The organism is Thalassobacillus pellis (genome assembly GCF_016908295.1).
Classification (GTDB): Bacteria; Bacillota; Bacilli; order Bacillales; family Halobacillaceae; genus Thalassobacillus; species Thalassobacillus pellis.
The window spans coordinates 47,251-66,462 of the sequence record NZ_JAFBDO010000001.1 but is presented as its reverse complement, the minus strand read 5'-3'; the positions used below and the strand labels follow the sequence as shown (position 1 = coordinate 66,462).

At 41.4% G+C, this 19,212-nt stretch carries 23 protein-coding genes; 20 read left to right on the top strand and 3 right to left on the bottom strand.

Translation table 11 applies throughout. The features are described from left to right. Positions 1 to 14: 14 nt before the first annotated feature. From JOC33_RS00365 to JOC33_RS00355, 3 genes are all read left to right on the top strand, one after another. Positions 15 to 1,211, top strand: coding sequence for an ABC transporter permease (locus JOC33_RS00365; RefSeq protein WP_205089929.1), 1,197 nt, complete (start codon positions 15 to 17; stop codon positions 1,209 to 1,211). Next, positions 1,195 to 2,163, top strand: coding sequence for an ABC transporter permease (locus tag JOC33_RS00360; protein WP_205089925.1), 969 nt, complete (start codon positions 1,195 to 1,197; stop codon positions 2,161 to 2,163). The genes JOC33_RS00365 and JOC33_RS00360 overlap by 17 nt, the downstream gene beginning before the upstream one ends. Before the next feature lie 77 nt (positions 2,164 to 2,240). Next, positions 2,241 to 2,981, top strand: coding sequence for an ABC transporter ATP-binding protein (locus JOC33_RS00355; protein ID WP_205089923.1), 741 nt, complete (start codon positions 2,241 to 2,243; stop codon positions 2,979 to 2,981). Positions 2,982 to 3,359: 378 nt separating this feature from the next. Here the strand turns inward: JOC33_RS00355 and JOC33_RS00350 are convergent, their stop codons facing one another. Continuing rightward, the gene (locus JOC33_RS00350; RefSeq protein ID WP_205089921.1) at positions 3,360 to 3,584 is read right to left on the bottom strand and encodes a DUF3892 domain-containing protein; all 225 of its coding nucleotides are present in this window, start codon (positions 3,582 to 3,584) and stop codon (positions 3,360 to 3,362) included. Between the two features lie 168 nt (positions 3,585 to 3,752). On the opposite strand from JOC33_RS00350, the gene JOC33_RS00345 reads away from it, so the two are divergent. From JOC33_RS00345 to JOC33_RS00330, 4 genes are all read left to right on the top strand, one after another. After that, entirely contained in the window at positions 3,753 to 5,315 is a 1,563-nt protein-coding gene (locus JOC33_RS00345; RefSeq protein ID WP_205089919.1) for a bifunctional GNAT family N-acetyltransferase/carbon-nitrogen hydrolase family protein, read from the top strand. Positions 5,316 to 5,329: 14 nt separating this feature from the next. Beyond that, positions 5,330 to 6,055, top strand: coding sequence for an SDR family oxidoreductase (locus JOC33_RS00340; protein ID WP_205089917.1), 726 nt, complete (start codon positions 5,330 to 5,332; stop codon positions 6,053 to 6,055). A 141-nt stretch (positions 6,056 to 6,196) separates the two neighbouring features. After that, a complete protein-coding gene (locus tag JOC33_RS00335; protein WP_205089915.1) occupies positions 6,197 to 7,663 on the top strand; it encodes a GAF domain-containing sensor histidine kinase in 1,467 nt (488 codons plus the stop codon). Next, positions 7,632 to 8,270: a response regulator gene (locus JOC33_RS00330; protein ID WP_239533922.1), complete on the top strand. Its 639-nt coding sequence runs from the start codon at positions 7,632 to 7,634 to the stop codon at positions 8,268 to 8,270. The genes JOC33_RS00335 and JOC33_RS00330 overlap by 32 nt, the downstream gene beginning before the upstream one ends. Positions 8,271 to 8,304: 34 nt before the next feature. On the opposite strand, the gene JOC33_RS00325 is transcribed toward JOC33_RS00330, so the two are convergent. Further along, positions 8,305 to 8,538, bottom strand: a complete 234-nt coding sequence (locus JOC33_RS00325) for a YhdB family protein (RefSeq protein ID WP_205089913.1) — start codon at positions 8,536 to 8,538, stop codon at positions 8,305 to 8,307. A 158-nt stretch (positions 8,539 to 8,696) separates the two neighbouring features. Between JOC33_RS00325 and JOC33_RS00320 the strand changes: the two genes are divergently transcribed. The 5 genes from JOC33_RS00320 to trxB all read left to right on the top strand — a co-directional run bounded on the left by JOC33_RS00320 (position 8,697) and on the right by trxB (position 11,852). Continuing rightward, complete coding sequence (locus JOC33_RS00320; RefSeq protein WP_205089911.1) at positions 8,697 to 8,879, top strand: imidazoleglycerol-phosphate dehydratase; 183 nt, start codon at positions 8,697 to 8,699, stop codon at positions 8,877 to 8,879. A 212-nt stretch (positions 8,880 to 9,091) separates the two neighbouring features. Continuing rightward, a complete protein-coding gene (locus JOC33_RS00315; protein ID WP_205089910.1) occupies positions 9,092 to 9,616 on the top strand; it encodes a hypothetical protein in 525 nt (174 codons plus the stop codon). A 118-nt stretch (positions 9,617 to 9,734) separates the two neighbouring features. After that, a complete protein-coding gene (locus tag JOC33_RS00310; RefSeq protein WP_205089909.1) occupies positions 9,735 to 10,382 on the top strand; it encodes a YhcN/YlaJ family sporulation lipoprotein in 648 nt (215 codons plus the stop codon). A 119-nt stretch (positions 10,383 to 10,501) separates the two neighbouring features. Beyond that, entirely contained in the window at positions 10,502 to 10,660 is a 159-nt protein-coding gene (locus tag JOC33_RS00305; RefSeq protein ID WP_205089905.1) for a DUF1540 domain-containing protein, read from the top strand. Between the two features lie 238 nt (positions 10,661 to 10,898). After that, a complete protein-coding gene (gene trxB / locus JOC33_RS00300; RefSeq protein ID WP_205089903.1) occupies positions 10,899 to 11,852 on the top strand; it encodes a thioredoxin-disulfide reductase in 954 nt (317 codons plus the stop codon). 62 nt (positions 11,853 to 11,914) lie between these two features. Here the strand turns inward: trxB and JOC33_RS00295 are convergent, their stop codons facing one another. Beyond that, the gene (locus tag JOC33_RS00295) at positions 11,915 to 12,244 is read right to left on the bottom strand and encodes a DUF2628 domain-containing protein (protein WP_205089901.1); all 330 of its coding nucleotides are present in this window, start codon (positions 12,242 to 12,244) and stop codon (positions 11,915 to 11,917) included. Between the two features lie 200 nt (positions 12,245 to 12,444). Here JOC33_RS00295 and JOC33_RS00290 point away from each other — a divergent pair, with 200 nt between their 5' ends. The 8 genes from JOC33_RS00290 to JOC33_RS00255 all read left to right on the top strand — a co-directional run bounded on the left by JOC33_RS00290 (position 12,445) and on the right by JOC33_RS00255 (position 19,185). Next, positions 12,445 to 13,863 (top strand): SpoVR family protein, encoded by a 1,419-nt coding sequence (locus tag JOC33_RS00290; RefSeq protein ID WP_205089899.1) that lies wholly within the window; start codon positions 12,445 to 12,447, stop codon positions 13,861 to 13,863. A gap of 461 nt (positions 13,864 to 14,324) precedes the next feature. Beyond that, entirely contained in the window at positions 14,325 to 14,747 is a 423-nt protein-coding gene (locus JOC33_RS00285) for a DUF1801 domain-containing protein (RefSeq protein ID WP_205089897.1), read from the top strand. A gap of 42 nt (positions 14,748 to 14,789) precedes the next feature. Continuing rightward, positions 14,790 to 14,969: a DUF6954 family protein gene (locus JOC33_RS00280; protein WP_205089895.1), complete on the top strand. Its 180-nt coding sequence runs from the start codon at positions 14,790 to 14,792 to the stop codon at positions 14,967 to 14,969. Positions 14,970 to 15,042: 73 nt separating this feature from the next. Continuing rightward, positions 15,043 to 15,909: an AraC family transcriptional regulator gene (locus tag JOC33_RS00275; protein WP_205089894.1), complete on the top strand. Its 867-nt coding sequence runs from the start codon at positions 15,043 to 15,045 to the stop codon at positions 15,907 to 15,909. Positions 15,910 to 16,025: 116 nt separating this feature from the next. Then, entirely contained in the window at positions 16,026 to 16,406 is a 381-nt protein-coding gene (gene crcB / locus JOC33_RS00270; RefSeq protein ID WP_205089891.1) for a fluoride efflux transporter CrcB, read from the top strand. After that, entirely contained in the window at positions 16,403 to 16,756 is a 354-nt protein-coding gene (locus tag JOC33_RS00265) for a fluoride efflux transporter FluC (protein WP_205089886.1), read from the top strand. The genes crcB and JOC33_RS00265 overlap by 4 nt, the downstream gene beginning before the upstream one ends. Before the next feature lie 43 nt (positions 16,757 to 16,799). Further along, complete coding sequence (locus JOC33_RS00260; protein WP_205089885.1) at positions 16,800 to 18,161, top strand: TrkH family potassium uptake protein; 1,362 nt, start codon at positions 16,800 to 16,802, stop codon at positions 18,159 to 18,161. Positions 18,162 to 18,390: 229 nt separating this feature from the next. Then, entirely contained in the window at positions 18,391 to 19,185 is a 795-nt protein-coding gene (locus tag JOC33_RS00255) for a phosphotransferase family protein (protein WP_205089882.1), read from the top strand. The last annotated feature ends 27 nt before the right edge of the window (positions 19,186 to 19,212 follow it).

Sequence of the window (19,212 nt, the reverse complement as noted above, 5' to 3'; positions counted from 1 at the left end):
AGGGGAGGATCGTGATGCAAGGCATATCGCTGTTTTTACTAGAAATCAGAGCGGTGGCTAAGCGTCCGCTCCTTCTTTTTATTTGTATGAGCAGTCCCTTTATCCTTCTTGGTCTTATCGGTTATTCGGCAGCAGGGTTTATAAGCGGAGAAAATGGGAAAATCCGTACAGCAATCGTGGACTATGATAACACATTTGAGACAAAATCCTTGCTCAGTCAATTGCAGGAAGATGAGAGCTTAGATGAACAACTGGCTATATTACCGATGAGTTCAGAGGAAGCGGAAGCGAGTCTAAATTCTCATGAAGTTGCTGGAGTCATTATCATACCGAGAGGATTTACTGCAGATCTCCGGAACGGCACAAATACACCAATTGAGGTAAGACTGAATCAGGATTATCCGATGGAAGCTTCGATGATCCATCTGTTACTGGACAGTGGAGCGGCATACATATCTGCAGCTCAAAGCGGAGTGAATACCGCTTATGAGCTGGCGATTGAACCAATGAATGAGACTGGTAACAACCAACAGCTTTTGCAGCAGGTCATCGTAACATTCACACTTGCAGCACTGGATAGGAATGAATTATTTAGTAAAGAGACTGTGGAACGGGGAGCGTTGATCGGATGGGAAGAACATGCCGACATTGCATGGTGGCTCGTTGGTTCATGGCTTGCAATAAGCTTGTTTATTTTCTCTCGACAATCATTATTCTTTGATGGAGTTGGGGAGCGTCTTCTTAGCATGAATATTATGTACAGCAAAATTTTTCTTGTCCAGGTATTTGTAATCCTGCTATTTACTTTCAGCTGCAATGAAGCTTACTTTTTTATTATTACCATGAAAAGTGAAGAGCTATCGGTTGGAGGACTTTCCTTTCATCTCATGTTGTTGATACACGCCGTCTTGCAGGGGGTGTTTGCTGCTTGCTGCATGACCTTAACTTCTGGAAAAGGGCGGGCAGCACTGTGGCATTTGTTCTGGTGTCTGCCACTCCTGTTAACAAGCGGTATATTGATCCCTGCTATATACCTTCCAGGATGGATTGGAAGATCTATAGGATTTTTACCATGGAGCCATTTCTATCGTTGGTTTGAAAATCCGTCTTATACATATATTCTGGTCCCAGTTGGGTGGGGAACATTACTCCTGATTGCAGGATGGCTGACAGCAAGGAAGAGGGTGGTACACGATGGGAATTCAGCTTAAAGTACAAGCTTTACTGTTGATAAAGAAATGGAGGTTTCTGTTATTTCTTATCACTTTCCCTTCCCTTGTCCTAATGTTGTTGCTGCCATTCATGAGCCTGGCGATAACCGAAAGCAGGATTCCTATTGCCTGGGCGGATCAGGACAAGACTGATTTTTCAAAGCTTGTTTTGAAACGAATTTCTGAGCATGAGCGCCTGAAGGTTATACCAGTTACAGAAATGGAAGGGGGAAAAATGGTCAATACCGGGGAAGTGGAAGCAGCTTTTATCATTGAAAAAGGATTTGAGAAGCAGTTAAAAACAGGCGAAGCTGACCCTGTGATAACGTGGCTGCGTTCGGATTCATCTGGTCTCGATGGTTTTGCCAAGGAAAAGATAGCTGCAGAAGCCATGCGATTGATGATGAACAGCAAGGCAGCGGAATTTGTTGAAGAATATAATAGTGAATTTACTTGGGATAAGGCATTCGAATTTGCCGATCAGTACTGGGAGCCTGAGCCGCTTTTCCGAATGGATTTTGTGTGGGTCGGAGAGGGCAGGGAAGCCAAAGAGACAACCCTTAAGCCGGAGATAAAAGGTATCTTATCCTTTTTCCTTATATATGCGATGGGAGTAGGGGTGGCATTAAAAAGGCAGCTTTTTGCTGATAAAGAATCTGGACTGTATCAGCGCATTTCCCAATTTACCGGACATATACACTTTTACGATGCTTCTTCGGTGCTATTGCATATAACTGTATCGTTTATTGTAATGTTGCCCGGGTTTGTTTTTCTATTGTTTTACTATGATTTTTCTTTTGCCACTTATACAGGTTTTGTATATAAAACACTTATTATCCTGGCAGGCTTCCAATTGTTTTTATTAATACTAAGTAAATTAATCCATAAAAGGCGATTGTATTTCGCCATCAGCTTTGGCATCTTGTGCGCATTTTTTTTATTTGTCCATTAGGAAAGCAGGAAGAGACACTTTAGCACAGTGGATGACCCAAAAATGGTATGTACTGGATGAATACAGGAGGGAAAACAATGATCCTGGTTGATAAGGTCAGTAGTAGCATAAAGCGTAAGTCGATTCTCAAAGACGTATCCATGCAAATCAGAGAAGGTGACAGTATTGGGGTGATCGGTCCGAATGGCGCTGGAAAATCAACGCTTCTCAAGGTATTAGCATCGGTATTGAAGCCCAGCTCAGGAGAGCTGAGGTTTGAAGGTAAACCGTACAGCCATAACTTGAAGCAAGTTCGGAGCCAGATTGGATATGTTCCCCAGGAAATTGCCTTATTTGATGAGTTGAAAGTGAAGGAGCAAATACCGGCTTGGAGCCGTCTGGCATCGAACAAGGTGGATACACAACATGTCAATCGTATGGTGGAAATCTTGCGGCTTAATCAAGTGATGGATAAGCGGACAAAAGATCTATCAGGAGGATGGAAGCGAAAATTGAATCTTTGTATTGGCTTGCTCCATGAGCCAAGGATATGTTTATTGGATGAACCCACAGTCGGAATTGACATCGCAGCCAAAGTGGATATTTTAGAGTGGCTGCAGTGCCTTCATCAAAACGGGATGACCCTCGTGTTCATCAGTCATGACTGGTATGAACTGAAGCAGCTCTGCAGCCGTATGCTTGTTCTCGATGAAGGTGTGAAAGTGTTTGAGGGTGATTCGAAACACATGGATGACCTATTGAACGGCGAGGTAGAGCTGTCTCAAGAACTCACCAACATCATTAAAGCAGGCAAAGCGGTGAATCATAAAAAACCGTGACTGCAGTAAGGTTATTACAGCAATCACGGCAATCATATCAAATATAATAAAAAATAATGGCTTAATAAGTTTTCTCTATAGCATCATTTAAGCAGTAATCAGTAACACGGCCAAGAGGGCTACGGCAATCTTGCCTAAAAACCTCCAGTTCATGACCCCACTCCTTATATAAAATGATGAATATGCTTCCATTGTAAATGATGAAGGAACAAATTAGGACAAATTTACCTAAACATTACATAACTATAACATAAAAAGGACCAGGAAAATACCCGGTCCTTTTTTGGCATTTTTTGGCACCCCGGGAGAACCATATTTATCCACCCCAGGAGAACCAGGAAATGGTAACTTTCGAATTGTACCTATCTTCTGCTGTGTTCAGAAGGTTGGAAGGTTATCGAGGTTATTACTTGGATCTCCGTCTGCATCACTTCGTAAATGTTTGTCGCCGTCTCTGCCTTTAAAGGTGTTGACGTGTTCAATTTCTTCGTTCTCAGCCATCATCTGTGCCTGTTTGTAATCGACGATCTGGCCGGACGAGAGTTTTAATTCAACGATATCTCCATCTCCATTTTTTCTTACTGCAACCACTTGTTCTGCCATATTATCGCCTCCTTTTTCTTATTATGGATGGGATGCTTCATTCTTACTCGAAAAAAATATTTTCCCTAAAAACTAATTTTCACAGGTGGTGGAAACTAGACAAGCTGATTGATTTTTCAGTACGATGGGAATAAGAAGAGAAAGCAAATTGTGGAAAGGATCATTCCTATGTCTAAACTCGATTTATCTCAATTTGAGAAAAAACTGCGGGTCAGAAACCTGCAGGATAAAGATATTGAAGAATTATTGGAACTTCAAAAGGTTTGTTTTCCTAATATGGAGCCGTGGAAAAGAGAACACTTGGAAAGCCATCTCCGCCATTTTGCGGAAGGGCAGTTCGTCGTTGAATACGATGGTGACATAATCGGCAGCTGCTCCAGCTTGATAGTAAACTTTGATGAATATGACGATAAACATACCTGGGACGATATTACCGATGAAGGATATATCACGAACCATGATGATGAAGGCTATAACTTGTATGGCATTGAAATAATGGTTCATCCAGAATTCCGTGGTATGAAAATAGGACGCAGGCTGTATGAAGCCAGGAAGGACCTCGCCCGTGAACTTAACTTGAAAAGTATCATTATCGGAGGCAGAATCCCGAATTATCATAAATACGAAGATGAATTAAGTCCCCGGGAGTATGTAGAGGAAGTAATTAATAAAAACATCTATGATCCAGTACTTACATTCCAGATCATGAATGGATTTTCCATTATGCGGATTAATCCGAATTATCTGCCCGATGACAAGCAATCGTCGAAGTATGCGACATTGATGGAATGGAATAATGTCGATTACCGGGCCAGGTCAAAGCGTCATTTCAAGACAAGCTTTCCTGTCAGAATCATGGTCATTCAATACATGATGAAAGATATTGATACATTTGAGGAATTTGCGCGCCAGTGTGAATACTACGTAGACGTGGCTGCTGATTTTGGTTCTGATTTTGCCGTTTTTCCGGAAATTTTCACCACCCAGCTTATGTCGTTCCTGGATGAGAAGGTTCCTTCAAAAGCAGTCAGGCGTTTGTCGGAATTTACGGAAGACTATATTGAGCTGTTTACTGGCCTCGCAGTAAAATACAATGTTAATGTTATTGGCGGTTCGCATTTTGTGGAAGAAGACGACCATATTTATAATATTTCTTATCTGTTCCGGAGAGATGGAACAATTGAAAAGCAATATAAAATTCATGTAACCCCTAATGAACGTAAATGGTGGGGAATCCAGCCAGGGGATGCTGTGAAAGTGTTTGATACGGATTGCGGGAAAATCGCTATCCAAATCTGTTATGACATTCAATTCCCGGAACTGGCCCGTTATGCAGTCGATCAAGGAGCAAACATAATTTTCGTACCATTCTGCACCGATGATCGGCAGGGATATCTGCGAGTCCGTTATTGTGCCCAGGCTCGTGCCGTGGAGAATCAGGTTTATACGGTCATCGCCGGCACGGTCGGTAATATGACGCAGGTGGAAAATATGGACATTCAATACGCTCAGTCCGGTATTTTTACCCCGTCTGATTTTGAATTTGCTCGTGATGGAATCGTAGGAGAATGTAATGCTAATGTGGAAACGGTCGTGGTCGGGGATGTCGACCTGGAAATATTGCGAAGGCAGCGCAAATCCGGAACTGTAAGACAGCTGCATGATCGCCGCAGAGATTTATTTGAACTGGATTATAAACTTGATACAATTGTAAAACCTGAAAGAACGTGAGAAAGGATGAGTCGATGTTAAAAGATCAGACAGCAATCGTGACCGGGGCTTCCCGCGGAATAGGAAGAGAGGCAGCCCGCCAATTGGCACAGGAGGGGGTAAAGCTTTCTATCTTAGGAAGCTCGGAAGATATCCACCGTACCGGTCAGGAATTGAGGGATGAGGGATTTGAGCACGTCCAATCCTTTATAGCTGATGTGAGTAACGAGAATGATGTGGAAAAAGTTGTCCAGGCAACACAAAAGGCATACGGGAAAGTTGATATTCTTATCAATAACGCAGGAGTCGGTGAATTTAAGCAGCTGGAAGATGTAACGATTGAGGAATGGAGAAAGACCTATGCTGTCAACGTAGAAGGTGTATTCCTTGCCACAAAAGCGGTTATTCCTATTATGAAAAAGCAGGAATTCGGTACTATCATTACAGTCGCTTCTGATGTATCCCGCTATACGATACCGGAAGGCGGTGCTTTGTACACATCAACGAAATATGCCGTTCAAGGCTTCATGGGGTCTGTGGCTCAGGAGGTCAGGGAAAGTGGCATCCGCGTAGGCACCATTAATCCTGGTATGGTCGATACGTATTTCGCTGCCAGCAAGCAGGGACTTCCTGAAAAAGAAAAATGGCTGAAAGTGGAAGATATTGCTGCATCCATCGTTCATATGGCCAGCGCGCCAAAGCATATGCTGATTGATGAACTGCATCTTCATCCAATGATTCAGAATTATCCAAGACCATAGAGATACAAAGACTGCCGGGCTAGCTTCGGCAGTCATTTTTACATAATAAGAAAATACACCCCGGGACATCCAATTTCTGGATATCCCGGGGTGTGGAATACTGATATAATCATGTATAGATTAAACCAGGGGGGATCGCACATGAATTCTTTTCGAGCAGACCGGATGGAAACATTGAAAAACATTGCTGAGTTACTGAATCAGTCGACAGACAGAAACGTCATGTTAAATAATGTCCTTGAACAGTTTATCAGCATGACCCATTTTGAGGCCGGGTGGCTGTTTTTGGAGCAACATGGCGCAGTCAGTATTGCTGCAGATCATGGACTTCCACCTGCCTTACTTCGGAATGAAAAAGCAGTCATGTGCGGGGAGGACTGTTATTGTGTTTCAAGGTTTAAGCGAAACGAACTGAACAAAGCTACTAGTGTGATTGGCTGTAAAAGAATTGAACTAGTGCTTGAAAGAGGCGATAAGGAAACCAATGCAATCACTCACCATGCGACAGTACCATTGAAAACGCCTGACAGAACCTTTGGACTGTTGAATGTTGCTGCACCCCATCAAGAAACGTATACGGAAGAGCTTGAACTACTGGAGGCAGTAGCCTTTCAAATTGGATCTGCACTGGAAAGAATCGAACAATATGAACAGCAAAAGAATCGCAGCGAATTACTGAGCACAGCCCATGCAATTACTCAAGAATTGCAAACTGTCTCTGAACTTCAAGAGTTACTTGACCAAACAGCTGAAAAATTGAGAATGCTTTTTCAACCTGATCATATAGAATGGAAAGAGAAAGAGGTACTAGCTGAAAAGAAACCATCCATCCTTTCCGCATTAGTGGATGTACGTCATCAGCTCCTGATGCAACGGGAAATTGCCTTTTCTGAAACCGAAAAAGAAGTTTTTACTCTTTTAATGGAATACATTAATATTTACTACCGTAGAATTATTGTCAACAATAAAGAAAAGGACTTAGCACGTGTAGAAGAAAGATCCCGCCTGGCTCAAGATTTACATGACTCCATCAGTCAGCTCCTTTTTTCCATCGTTCTTACTTCTAAATCATCTATTCCACAGGCAAAAGGTACAGATCTGGAGGAAAAGGTGGAGTATATTCATGAATTATCTTCCCAAGCAATGAAAGAAATGCGAATGATGATCGCGCAGCAAAAGGCGGTTGACCTGAAGCAGGGTGTACTTCTAGAGTTAATAAAGTACGGAAAGTTGCTGGGCTTGAAAGTGGAAGGCGAGTCGGAGGGGACAATCACACTGCCTTATGTAATCGAAGAGATGCTATTAAGAATCGGACAGGAAGCTTTACATAATGTGCACAAGCACGCCCGTACTGAATCAGCAGCAGTTAATCTGCATAAGACAGCCAGCAAAGTACTGCTCACCATAAAGGACCAGGGCTGTGGATTCGACACCGATCAGGCATGCCACTCTCCTTCTTTCGGTTTGAAGGGAATGAAGGAACGAGTAGCACTTTATAATGGAAATTTGATTATTAAAAGCAAAAAGAACCAGGGAACAGTAATTGATGTAGAAGTTCCGTTGGAGGTGGAGGAAAATGACGACTATCAAGGTCCTGATAGCGGATGATCATAAAGTTGTCAGAAAAGGGCTTGTTTTTTATTTTCAAACGCAGGACGATATCGAGGTAGTTGGGGAGGCTGGAAGTGGGCAAGAAGTAATGGAGATACTTAATGAGAAATGGGCTGATGTCGTTTTACTTGATGTACAAATGCCAGGAATGGACGGCATTGATACAACAAAGGAAATCAGAAAGCGTTATCCGGACATGAAAATCATTATGCTGACAAGCTTTTCAGATTACGATACCGTCATACCGGCAATCCGCGCAGGGGCAAACGGATATCAATTGAAAGATATAGACCCTGACCAGCTCGTAAAAGTGATTCATAAAGTTTATCAAGGAGAAACCATGATTGATTCAAAAGCGGCAGCACAGCTGATGACCCATGTGACAGGAGCTAATCATGAAAGAGAAGCAGAAAGGTTGAAGGAACTGACAAAAAGAGAGCTCGACGTACTCAGGGAAATTATGCAGGGAAAAAGTAATAAAGAAATCGCAACCAGTTTATTTATAACAGAAAAGACTGTAAAAACGCATGTGTCGAACCTTTTTTCAAAATTGGAAGTACAGGATCGTACGCAGGCAGCTTTATTTGGAGTTAAGTATTTATAAGAGGTTAGCTGGCCCGATGAAGGCCAGCCTCTCTTTATATCATCACAGCCGGGGTTGTCGTAGCCATGGCATGATCAATATAGTGGAGTAAATCTTCATGAGAATCAAGGACCATTTGCTCGCTGGGATGGTAGTGAAAAGCATGGAGGAACGTCTCAATTTTTTTAGATAAAAACTGGTCATTCGTCCGAACCATTAATATCAGAAGATCATCCCATTGACCCCATATGGTATAGTATAGAGCCTTATCATAGTCCGTATTAATCATTTTACATCATCCCTTTCTATTGCGAAGGGTTACACTTATTATGTCCAGCAAGCAATTAACTTTTCAAGACGATTGATACTAAAATTGCCAAGTGTTGTCGGAATGAAACACGTTTAAAGACAGAAAATAAGGGTAATCCATGGAAAGGAGCTTCATATATGACCAGTAAAAACGGCAGTAAAGGTAGTAAAAATCAAAGCTCTCCAAAGCGCACCGGCAAATTACCGGGCGGCAGGATGAATGAAGAATTCGGAAAAGAAATCGCTTCAGGCGATCAGAATAAAGGGAAAGATTATCGTTCCAAAAAAGGACCAAAAGCAAAACAAAAGTCCAATCGTTGAGCGTATCTCAGGAGAAAAGCGAATAACCGGCAGATATGCCGGATATTCGTTTTTACACTTTAAGAAAATGTAACTTTGTTTAAGAATAAAGTATAAGTAAAACTAAGGCTTTCGCCATAAGGACTTGGCGACAAGCCAAGTTTTTCTAACATAAAAGTGGAAATGAAGTATGATATAATTTTCATGATTTGTAAACAAATAGGGGTGAGATAATGAGTGGTCAAGATGGTTTGTCGCTTCTTAAGTGGAAAGAGAGGAAATCAGTCATGGGGAACAAGCTCCAACTCTTGTTTTGGGTTATTTTAGGGAGTGCAGTTTTATGTGCTTTCTTCCTGTTGATCAGCTTCACCGTTGCAGGAACAGACACAGCACTCAGGGTGATGGTCATTATCACAGAAGTATTCGGAGCAATTGCTTTAATAGCTGGCATTTTAGGAATCATTTATTTACGGGACAATAATGATCGTTGGCTGTCTATTTCAGTTGTTTCTTTTGCAGGCGTATGGGTTTGGCTTGCTGTTGTTTTTGAGATTGGATTAAACAGTCCTTTTAACAATTATTGGCTATTATTCATTACATATTATATTTTTATGATTGCATCGATCGTATTTTTACGAATGGCTTTTACAAAAATAAAGACGATATATAAAGTGCTGCCGGCTGTTGTTTTATTTGCCAATGCTTTATTGACCGTGTATATGATATTTCTGAATATGTGGTGGAGTTTACCGATTTAAGTAAAAGACTGGATTATAGCCAGTCTTTTTTTATGTGCTAGTTCTTCTTGGAAACTGCGGTATAAGTATGTAATTCGGTTGCATACTAACGGTAACGTATTCTAAGGAGGAATTCATCATGAAGTTAAAAGCTTTAGCATTTGGTCTGTTAGCCACTTCAGCGCTTGTTGCCTGCCAGGCGGAACAAGAAGAAGGGGCAGGTAATGGAAACTATAATGGTGTAGAAAATACTCGATTTGAACGTGAAGCGGATGATATGTATGAAGGCGGCAACAGAGTAGACAATGTCGATAACGATCGTGGCATGATCCATAACACTAACTTTCAGGTTGCTGAAAGGGCGGCTGAGCGTATCAGCCAGGATGTAAAAGGCGTGAAGCGTGCATATGTCTTAACCACCCGCGACAAGGCTTATGTGGCTGTAATAAGAGATGGGGAAAAAGGAAACAATAATGGTAACAAAAATTCCGCAAACAATAACAACAAGGAAAATGCTGAACTTGGTGAGCAATTCAATAATGAAAACGGGGCTCAAAACACCCGTAATCAGAATGAAGACCGCGTGAGCAAGGAGATGAAAAAACAAATCGTTAAGATTGTAAAACAGACAGATCAGGATATCAATGACGTTTATGTTTCTACAAATCCTGATTTTGTGGATTTAACAAACAATTATATCAATGACGTTAATAACGGTGAGCCGGTCGAAGGTTTCTTCCGCGAATTTGGAAAAATGGCCGAGCGCATCTTCCCTGATGCTGAATAAGCCTGCCAAAGGCACCCCATCAAAGGTGGGGTGCTTTTAAAATTGGTAAAAAGTTATTGCGGCGAGAAAGTGGTAGTTGTCAGTTGAATCGGAAAGAATAATAATGGGAGGTGGGTAACATGGCACAGGATGTCTTATGTGAGGTCAATAACTGTGTGCATCATGCGCATGGAAACCGTTGTGGAGCATCTGAAATCTATGTGGTCAGCCATAAAGGGGAAGAGGCTGAAAATAGCAGAGAAACTGACTGTAAAACATTTGAACCAAAAACCCATTAACAAAAAGGGGCACCCAGCAGTGGGTGTCTCTTCTTTTAAGTTTTAATAAAACCTTTTTTCAGAAAGGTGTCTGTTTTTATGATAAATTTGCAGTACAAATCAGTGTATGTATTGTTCCATGTTTCGATTTTTATCAGGCAGGATAATAGGTATAGTAGGTATGTAAACCCATAGATTTGTGTCTTTGGGTTATACTTATAACAAAACCCAATGAAAAAGGCAATGTAGGAGGGATTGGATGGCACATAAAGCAATTATTTTAGGCACAGGACCTGCTGGATTGACAGCAGCAGTTTATTTGGCAAGAGCGAACATGGAACCGCTCGTCATTGAAGGACCCGAACCAGGCGGTCAATTGACACTGACAACCGAAGTGGAAAACTACCCGGGATTTCCTGATGGTATCATGGGTCCGGAATTGATGGATAATATGAAAAAACAGGCAGAGCGATTCGGTGCAAAATTTGAACGTGGCTGGGTCACGGATGTTGATACGGAAAACCGTCCATTCAAGCTGTCCGTTGACGGGCTTGGAGAACTGGAAGCTGATACACTGATCGTTTCCACCGGTGCCTCTGCTAAACTGTTAGGCATACCAGGTGAAAAAGAAAACATGGGGAAAGGTGTGAGTACCTGCGCAACCTGTGATGGCTTCTTTTTCCGAAACAAGAAAGTGTTGATTGTCGGTGGAGGAGATTCCGCGATGGAGGAGTCCAACTTCCTGACTAAGTTCGCTGATGAGGTTAATGTCATCCACCGTCGTCATGAGCTTCGTGCTTCTAAAATCATGCAGGATCGTGCCCGCAACAACGAAAAAATCACCTGGAGTATGAACAAGACCCCCATTGAAGTCATGTCTGACGGGATGAAAGTATCTGGACTTAAGGTAAGGGATAACGATACAGGAGAAGAAGAAGTGATTGATGCAGATGGGATTTTCGTCGCAATCGGCCACAACCCGAACACAGAATTCTTGATGGGGAAGGTTGATACGGACGAAAACGGCTATATCCAGGTCACACCTGGTACCACCGATACGAATGTTCCCGGTTTATTTGCTTGCGGAGACGTACAGGACAGCAAGTACCGTCAGGCTGTAACAGCAGCAGGTACAGGCTGTATGGCGGCAATGGATGCCGAGCGTTATCTGGAAGGCGAAGCGACAATCGATTGGAGTCAAAATTTATCCTGACATTATAAAAAATGCCCTCTCTGTATTTTTGCAGAGGGCATTTTTTTATTTCCTGGTAGCTGTTATGCCCCGATGTTATTTTCTGCAGATGAGATAATTCCCCTGGTTTGCAGTTCAGTACGTGAGTCCTCATCAGATGGACGATACCCTTTTTCCATTAGATCTTTAATATAAATCTTGTTATAGACAAAAGAAAAAATAATTCCCGGAATCCAGGCGCCAAACCCTAATGTAAATGCCCCGACTAATGCTGCGGTTATAAACATGATCGCTGCCCATTTTAAATCACCTCTGAATAGGGCTGGAAAAAAGCCAAAGAAAAATGTTGTCCAACTAAAACCGGCTTTAACCTCTTTTGTCACTCCTGCTTCATTTTTCAATCGTACCTTCATAGAAACACTCCTTTTGTCATGAGTTTATATACCTATTAAATATAACATAAAATCTTCAATAATAGTCATTTTTTTACTTTGGAATAGAATTTTTAAATTACTTTTAACCTACATAGTCTCCCCCCCTCCTGCCATTACCTTTCATCATTTGTTCGATGTACTCATACATTAGGAATAATAGGTTAAAGGGGGAGACTCGATTGAAACCAGAGGATCAAAAGCAGCTTAACAGGGCAATCAGTGAGATAACTGAAATAGCACATGGGTTTGGCCTGGACTTTTACCCGATGCGCTATGAAATCTGCCCCGCTGATATCATTTATACATTTGGCGCTTATGGCATGCCGACACGTTTTTCCCATTGGAGTTTTGGAAAACAGTATCATAAAATGAAGCTTCAGTATGATTTAGGATTGAGTAAAATCTATGAGCTAGTCATCAATTCCAACCCTTGCTATGCTTTTTTGTTGAACTCAAACAGTCTGATTCAAAATAAATTAATTGTTGCTCATGTGCTTGCTCATTGTGACTTCTTTAAAAATAACGTCCGTTTCCAGAATACGAATCGCGATATGGTGGAAAGCATGTCGGCGACGGCAGAGCGGATTTCAGCGTATGAAAAAAAATATGGGAAGTCTGAAGTAGAGGACTTCTTAAACGCTATACTCGCAATTCAGGAACATATCGATCCATCCTTAGTGCGGCCAAAACTGGAGTGGACCTGGCAGGATGTGGAAGAGGAAGAAGAGGAGATTGAATCTGCCCCAAAAACAACCCCATATGATGATTTATGGAAGATAGGGCAGGCACCGAAAACAGAGCCGGTGAAAAGAAAAAAGAAGTTTCCGCCACGCCCGGAAAAAGATTTGTTGTTATTTATCGAGCAATACAGTCGTGAGTTAGAACCGTGGCAGCGTGATGTGCTCACGATGATGCGCCAGGAAATGCTTTATTTCTGGCCGCAGCTGGAAACCAAAATCATGAATGAAGGGTGGGCTTCGTTCTGGCACTCACGAATTTTGAGGGAAATGGATCTCACCAGTGATGAAGCTGTTGAATTTGCCAAACTGAATGCAGGCGTCGTCCAGCCATCCAGGACACAAATAAACCCTTATTATTTAGGTTTGAAGATTTTTGAAGATATTGAAAGGCGTTATGACAATCCGACGAAAGAGATGGAAAAACGGGGTGTCAAGCCAGGATCTGGCCGTGAAAAAATGTTTGAGGTTCGCGAAATAGAATCTGACATATCTTTCATCCGAAATTATTTGACGAAAGATTTATGCAGAAACGAAGACCTATATCTATTCCAAAAACAAGGCAGGGACTACAAAATCTCTGATAAGGATTATGAAGCAGTCCGTGAACAGCTTGTGACGATGCGAGTAAACGGTGGTTTCCCATATATCACTGTTCAGGACGGAGACTTCTTGAAAAACGGTGAATTATACCTTGCCCATCATTATGAAGATGTCGAGCTTGATTTGGAATATTTGGAGCGGACGCTGCCATATATTCATCAGCTGTGGGGACGCCCGGTCCATATGGAAACGGTTGTGGAGAAGAAAAGAGTCATGTTCAGTTATAGCGGCAAAAAAGTGCAGAAGAAGTTTTTATAAGTGCAGATGGGGCTGTCCCAAAAGGCCTCTTTGAAAAGAAAAACCACAAAGAAGTTGACTTTTCTTTGTGGTTTTTTCGTACTTTAAAAAAGTTTAATATTGTTAAAGGATTAAAGTATAAGTAAAACTAAGGCTTGTCGCCATAAAGAATTGGCGACAAGCCAAATTTTTCTAATATGTAAAAAAGAAGATCTTTAGATTGTTGATTGCCAATTGGGACAGGGAAACGATGAGGCTCCTGCAGGAGAGGCAAGGATGACGAGGCCCCGCAGGGCAAGCCCGAGGAGACTTGCCGTCTTACCTGCGGAAAGGAATCGTTTCCCAGCCATACTTTTTCGGTATCAACGATAAAAAAATGTTGTCTGCTAATCTTACCCGTAATTAATTTCGAAAAGAATTGAAGGAGTTTTTCCCATTCGACTTGAAATAAGTAATCAATACATGGGGAAGGAGTGAATGGAATGTATGAACTGAAAACGAAAGAAAACGATCGTGACGTTCTGGAATTTATAGAAAATGTCGAGAACCCAAAGAAGCGTGAGGATGCTTATAAACTGCTGGATATTTTTACAGATACAACTGGCTACGAGGCGAAAATGTGGGGGCCAAGCATCATTGGGTTCGGGTCCTACCATTACAAGTACGAATCAGGGCATGAGGGGGATGCACCCTTGGTGGGATTTTCTCCACGTAAAGCAAATTTCAGTCTTTACTTCGCCACAGGGGACCCTGAGAGAGAAAAACTGCTTAATCAGTTAGGTAAGCATAAGTCAGGGAAAGCCTGTGTTTACATAAACAAACTTGCTGATGTCGATGTAGAGATTATTAAAGCATTGATCAGGCAATCTGTTACGTTTTTACAGGAAACCTACCCGAAAGCATGATAAAATTCATATTAGTTAAAATATGAGTTTCGGGGGATTACTATGAAGGTTTTTATATATGCAATTTTTATTGCAGGCTATGCAGCTATTACATTTTTTGGCTTGGGGCCGGTAATTTTCGCAGATGGATCAAAACAGGAAAGGATGTTAACGCTTGTCGTAGTGGCCATCCTGTATAACCTCCTGACTTTTTTGTTTATCAAGTGGAAGAAAAGAACCTGACAAAAGAAAGCAGAAACGGACAGGAAGCCCCTCTGTATTGCGTGATACCATTGGGATAAGGGAGTGACATTACATGGCATGGGTGGATGCTTTGCAGAAAGCGATAGACTACATGGAAGCCAATATTCATGAGAATATGTCGATTGAAGAAATTGCAAGTCAGGCGAATGTTTCTGCTTTTCATTTCCAGCGAACGTTTTCTGTCCTGACAGAAATGTCCGTGGGAGAATATTTGAGAAAACGCCGGTTATCACTCGCGGCACAAGAGCTGGCGAGCAGCGATTTGAAAATAATCGACATTGCTTATAAATATGGCTATGACACTCCCGAAGCCTTTTCAAAAGCCTTCCGCAGACAACATCAACTTTCACCGATGGATGCTCGGAGGCATAATGGGAGGCTGACATCCTATAACCGCCTGATAATCCAGGTGAATTTGAAGGGAGCAAAACCGATGGACTATCACATTGTGGAAAAGGAAAAATTTCAAGTAGTGGGAATCAAGAAAGAATTCTCATTGGAGTGCGAAGAGAATTTAACGGGCATTCCGGTGATGTGGGAGAAAGTTAATAAAGAGGGAACAGATCAAGTCTTATTCCAACTCAATGATGAAACGGTAAAGGGTATACTGGGGGTATGTGTTGAAAAAGATTTGGACGCAGCCAGTTCACCCAAGATGGACTACTGGATAGCGGCTTCTTCACAGGCTGAGCCGCCGGAAGGAATGGAAACATTAGAAATACCTGCTGCAAAATGGGCTGCTTTTGAAGTGCGAGGTCCGATGCCGGGGGCTATACAAGAAACGTGGAAACGCATATTTTCCGAATGGTTTCCCTCAAGTGGCTATGAACATGCTGAAGCACCAGGTATGGAGGTTTATACAGAAGGTGATCCTTCCAGTCCGGACTATGAATCTGAAATATGGATACCAATAAAATGATATTTACCTCAGATAACCTCAGCGTTTTAATACGCTGAGGTTTTTATTATGTTTTACATCCTCATTTACACTGCTATAATATGGATTATCTATTTAGGAAGATAGGAGCTTAAGATATGGTTTATTTTTGGGTAGGGTTAGGAGGTTTTATTGGAGCTATACTGAGGTACAGCTTTGGGGAGTTTTTATATGTACCCAATCAACATTTCCCATTTAGTACGTTAGCAGTGAATTTAATGGGAGCTTTTGTTCTTGCTTTGCTCACTTACGGTTTTGTTCCAAGGAGGAAAGGTGCCATTCAGTTGCAAAAAGCTCTGGGAACAGGACTCTTAGGGGCGTTTACTACGTTCTCCACTCTTAGTGTTGAAACGATGGAATTGTTTCAGCAGGATGAATTCTTCCTTGGTCTCCTATACTTATTTTCCAGTGTTTTGGGTGGATTTCTTTTTGCCGGCTTTGGATATAGGCTCGCAAAAACGAGAGAGGTTTCCCCATGATAAAAGAAATACTTTTGGTCGGGACCGGAGGGTTTATCGGGGCAGTATTCCGTATGTTGCTAAGTGATTATTTTACAAAAAATTATAAATTCACTATCCCACTCCACACCTTGACCGTAAATTTAATCGGTTCCTTTTTGCTAGGATACTTTTTAGGTGGGGAGATGCAGGAAATGACCTACCTTTTTACTGGTGCAGGAGTTATGGGGGCATTAACAACTTTTTCTACTCTCCATTTGGAATTATGGAAATTACATCTGGCAAGAAGGTGGAAAACAGTAGTAATCTATACATTGATTAGCTATGGTGGAGGTTTAGGCCTTGCCATTTTAGGATATTTCTTAAGCTAACCCAGCGAGGTAAGGAATCTGTATTAGAAATGACGGTGAAACGATGACCTACCACACAGATAAGCCACTTCAGAAAATAAAAAGATTAACATCCGTGCAATTGATTGTTCTCTATTATTTGACAGCAGTATTTGTATCTACTGTTTTGATTAGTCTCCCAATTGCCCACGATGAAGGGGTCGACCTGTCCTTGGTAGATGCATTGTTTACTGCTGTCAGTGCTATTAGTGTAACAGGACTTACCGTTGTTTCAACTGCTGATACTTTCAGCACAACAGGGTACTTTATTTTGATGTTTATCCTCCAGTTTGGCGGTATCGGAATTATGACTCTGGGCACGTTTATTTGGTTAGCATTTGGAAAGAAGATCGGCTTTAAAGAGCGACAATTGATAATGACTGATCAAAATCGTTCCACTCTTTTCGGGTTAGTGCGATTGATGAAACAAATTCTTGTTTTGATACTTGTGATAGAATTTATTGGTTTTCTAGTGTTAGGAACTTATTTTTTGCAGTATTTTGAGTCATGGCAGGAAGCCTATCTTCATGGGGCGTTTGCTGCTGTAAGTGCTACAACAAATGCGGGGTTTGATATTACCGGGGCATCCCTGGTTCCCTTTCATGATGATTATTTTGTCCAGTTCATTAATATTCTGCTACTGATTCTTGGAGCTATTGGTTTTCCTGTTTTGATTGAACTGAAAGAGTATTTGACTTATAAAGGTGATAATTATCGTTTTTCGCTTTATACAAAACTTACTACGACAACATTTTTTGCACTTGTATTCTTTGGAATGTTTTTTATACTATTACTTGAATATGATCATTTCTTTCAAGGAAAACCGTGGCATGAAAGTCTTTTTTATGCTTTATTTCAGTCGGTAACAGCCAGGAACGGAGGTCTTGCCACAATGGATGTGGCAGAATTTTCAGAAGGAACCCTCCTTGGACTTGCAGTATTAATGTTTATTGGTGCATCACCAAGCAGTGTAGGAGGAGGTATACGTACGACGACTTTTTCGATAGCAATAATGAGTATTATTGCATTTGCAAGAGGCAGAACCAATATCAGGATTTTCGACCGGGAAATCCATCAAAATGATATCATGCGTTCGTATATCGTCATCATTACTGCTGCTTTTATATGTGGGACAGCTGTGATACTATTATCAATCATAGAGGAAGCCCTCCCATTGGTGAATATCGTTTTTGAAGTATGCTCTGCTTTCGGTACAACAGGATTATCTACCGGGATAACAGCCGGTTTAAGTACAGGTGGAAAAATAGTAATTATGATATTGATGTTTATTGGAAGGATTGGAATCTTTTCATTATTATTCATTATAAGGGGAAAAGAAGTGAAAGAAACGTATCATTACCCGACAGAACGGGTTATCATTGGCTAGGTGCTTACGAGAAGAACACCTAGCTTTTCCATTATATAAAGATATTTTTTACAAATACAGAGGAATACGGAATTAGTTATGGAATAATCTAAAGGGATACGTAAACGATTCGAGAAGCTTCAGGGAAATAGAAAGAAGAGTAAAAAATCATTATTCGGCTATAACCGGAAAACCATGGATAGAAATGGAAATTTTTAAATGAGTAGGAAAGAGAGGTGGCTTCCATAAATTGAAAATTGGTGAAGGCAATACTTCAGAGCTAATTAAAGAGGATAATAAAGTAATCAAAAAGTTCAATGAACATGTCCAATTAAAAACAATTGAAAAAGAAGCGAAAGCAGCAAAATTATTACAAGAAATAGACCTTGAAACACCAGAATATTTTGGAATAAGAACAATACAGGGAAGGCAATCCATCGTATATGAACATATAAAGGGAGACTCTTTACTTGATTTAATGATTAAGGAGCATGTTACTGTTGAAGAAGCAGCAGAAGAGTTCGCATTATTGCACCAGCATATGCATACCCAAACGGGGGAGGGACTGCCTGGCTTGGTAGCGGAACTGGAAAAAGAAATTCTTAAATCCGAGGAAATAAATGAACGAGAAAAAGAGCAACTCCTCAAGGATATCAGCCAAAAATCTACGGGAGACCGGCTTTGTCATATGGATTACCATCCTGGTAATGTATTATGGACGGGGCAAAAGTCAGTGGTAATTGATTGGCTGACAGGTTGCCAAGGCCCTCCTGAAGCAGATGTGGCCCGGACCATCATCATCCTGAATTTTGCTGTACTGCCCGATAACTATCCCGAAGAAAGAAAAGATGCGTTCACCGCAATCAGGAGAGAGCTGTTTGCTGTCTATCTGGAATGCTATTTCGAAGAAGCGCCATTTCGATTTGCCGATGTAAAACCATGGATGACACCTTTGATGGTGGCAAGATTGAATGAAAAGATACCGGCGCTTGAGAAGGAATGGCTGAGGAAAGAAATTAAAGCATCATTCAGTTCTGGAACATAAAAAAAGGAAGGGGAGCCCCTTCCTTTT

Excerpts from the sequence above, each read along its gene's own strand:
- JOC33_RS00355 (WP_205089923.1), top strand. The coding sequence starts at position 2,241 with ATGATCCTGGTTGATAAGGTCAGTAGTAGCATAAAGCGTAAGTCGATT.
- JOC33_RS00285 (WP_205089897.1), top strand. The coding sequence starts at position 14,325 with ATGTATGAACTGAAAACGAAAGAAAACGATCGTGACGTTCTGGAATTT.
- JOC33_RS00305 (WP_205089905.1), top strand. The coding sequence starts at position 10,502 with ATGGCACAGGATGTCTTATGTGAGGTCAATAACTGTGTGCATCATGCG.
- JOC33_RS00330 (WP_239533922.1), top strand. The coding sequence starts at position 7,632 with ATGACGACTATCAAGGTCCTGATAGCGGATGATCATAAAGTTGTCAGA.
- JOC33_RS00335 (WP_205089915.1), top strand. The coding sequence starts at position 6,197 with ATGAATTCTTTTCGAGCAGACCGGATGGAAACATTGAAAAACATTGCT.
- JOC33_RS00325 (WP_205089913.1), bottom strand. The coding sequence starts at position 8,538 with ATGATTAATACGGACTATGATAAGGCTCTATACTATACCATATGGGGT.
- JOC33_RS00310 (WP_205089909.1), top strand. The coding sequence starts at position 9,735 with ATGAAGTTAAAAGCTTTAGCATTTGGTCTGTTAGCCACTTCAGCGCTT.
- JOC33_RS00350 (WP_205089921.1), bottom strand. The coding sequence starts at position 3,584 with ATGGCAGAACAAGTGGTTGCAGTAAGAAAAAATGGAGATGGAGATATC.
- JOC33_RS00345 (WP_205089919.1), top strand. The coding sequence starts at position 3,753 with ATGTCTAAACTCGATTTATCTCAATTTGAGAAAAAACTGCGGGTCAGA.
- JOC33_RS00280 (WP_205089895.1), top strand. The coding sequence starts at position 14,790 with ATGAAGGTTTTTATATATGCAATTTTTATTGCAGGCTATGCAGCTATT.
- JOC33_RS00360 (WP_205089925.1), top strand. The coding sequence starts at position 1,195 with ATGGGAATTCAGCTTAAAGTACAAGCTTTACTGTTGATAAAGAAATGG.
- JOC33_RS00320 (WP_205089911.1), top strand. The coding sequence starts at position 8,697 with ATGACCAGTAAAAACGGCAGTAAAGGTAGTAAAAATCAAAGCTCTCCA.
- trxB (WP_205089903.1), top strand. The coding sequence starts at position 10,899 with ATGGCACATAAAGCAATTATTTTAGGCACAGGACCTGCTGGATTGACA.
- JOC33_RS00315 (WP_205089910.1), top strand. The coding sequence starts at position 9,092 with ATGAGTGGTCAAGATGGTTTGTCGCTTCTTAAGTGGAAAGAGAGGAAA.
- JOC33_RS00265 (WP_205089886.1), top strand. The coding sequence starts at position 16,403 with ATGATAAAAGAAATACTTTTGGTCGGGACCGGAGGGTTTATCGGGGCA.
- JOC33_RS00295 (WP_205089901.1), bottom strand. The coding sequence starts at position 12,244 with ATGAAGGTACGATTGAAAAATGAAGCAGGAGTGACAAAAGAGGTTAAA.
- JOC33_RS00260 (WP_205089885.1), top strand. The coding sequence starts at position 16,800 with ATGACCTACCACACAGATAAGCCACTTCAGAAAATAAAAAGATTAACA.
- JOC33_RS00340 (WP_205089917.1), top strand. The coding sequence starts at position 5,330 with ATGTTAAAAGATCAGACAGCAATCGTGACCGGGGCTTCCCGCGGAATA.
- JOC33_RS00275 (WP_205089894.1), top strand. The coding sequence starts at position 15,043 with ATGGCATGGGTGGATGCTTTGCAGAAAGCGATAGACTACATGGAAGCC.
- crcB (WP_205089891.1), top strand. The coding sequence starts at position 16,026 with ATGGTTTATTTTTGGGTAGGGTTAGGAGGTTTTATTGGAGCTATACTG.
- JOC33_RS00365 (WP_205089929.1), top strand. The coding sequence starts at position 15 with ATGCAAGGCATATCGCTGTTTTTACTAGAAATCAGAGCGGTGGCTAAG.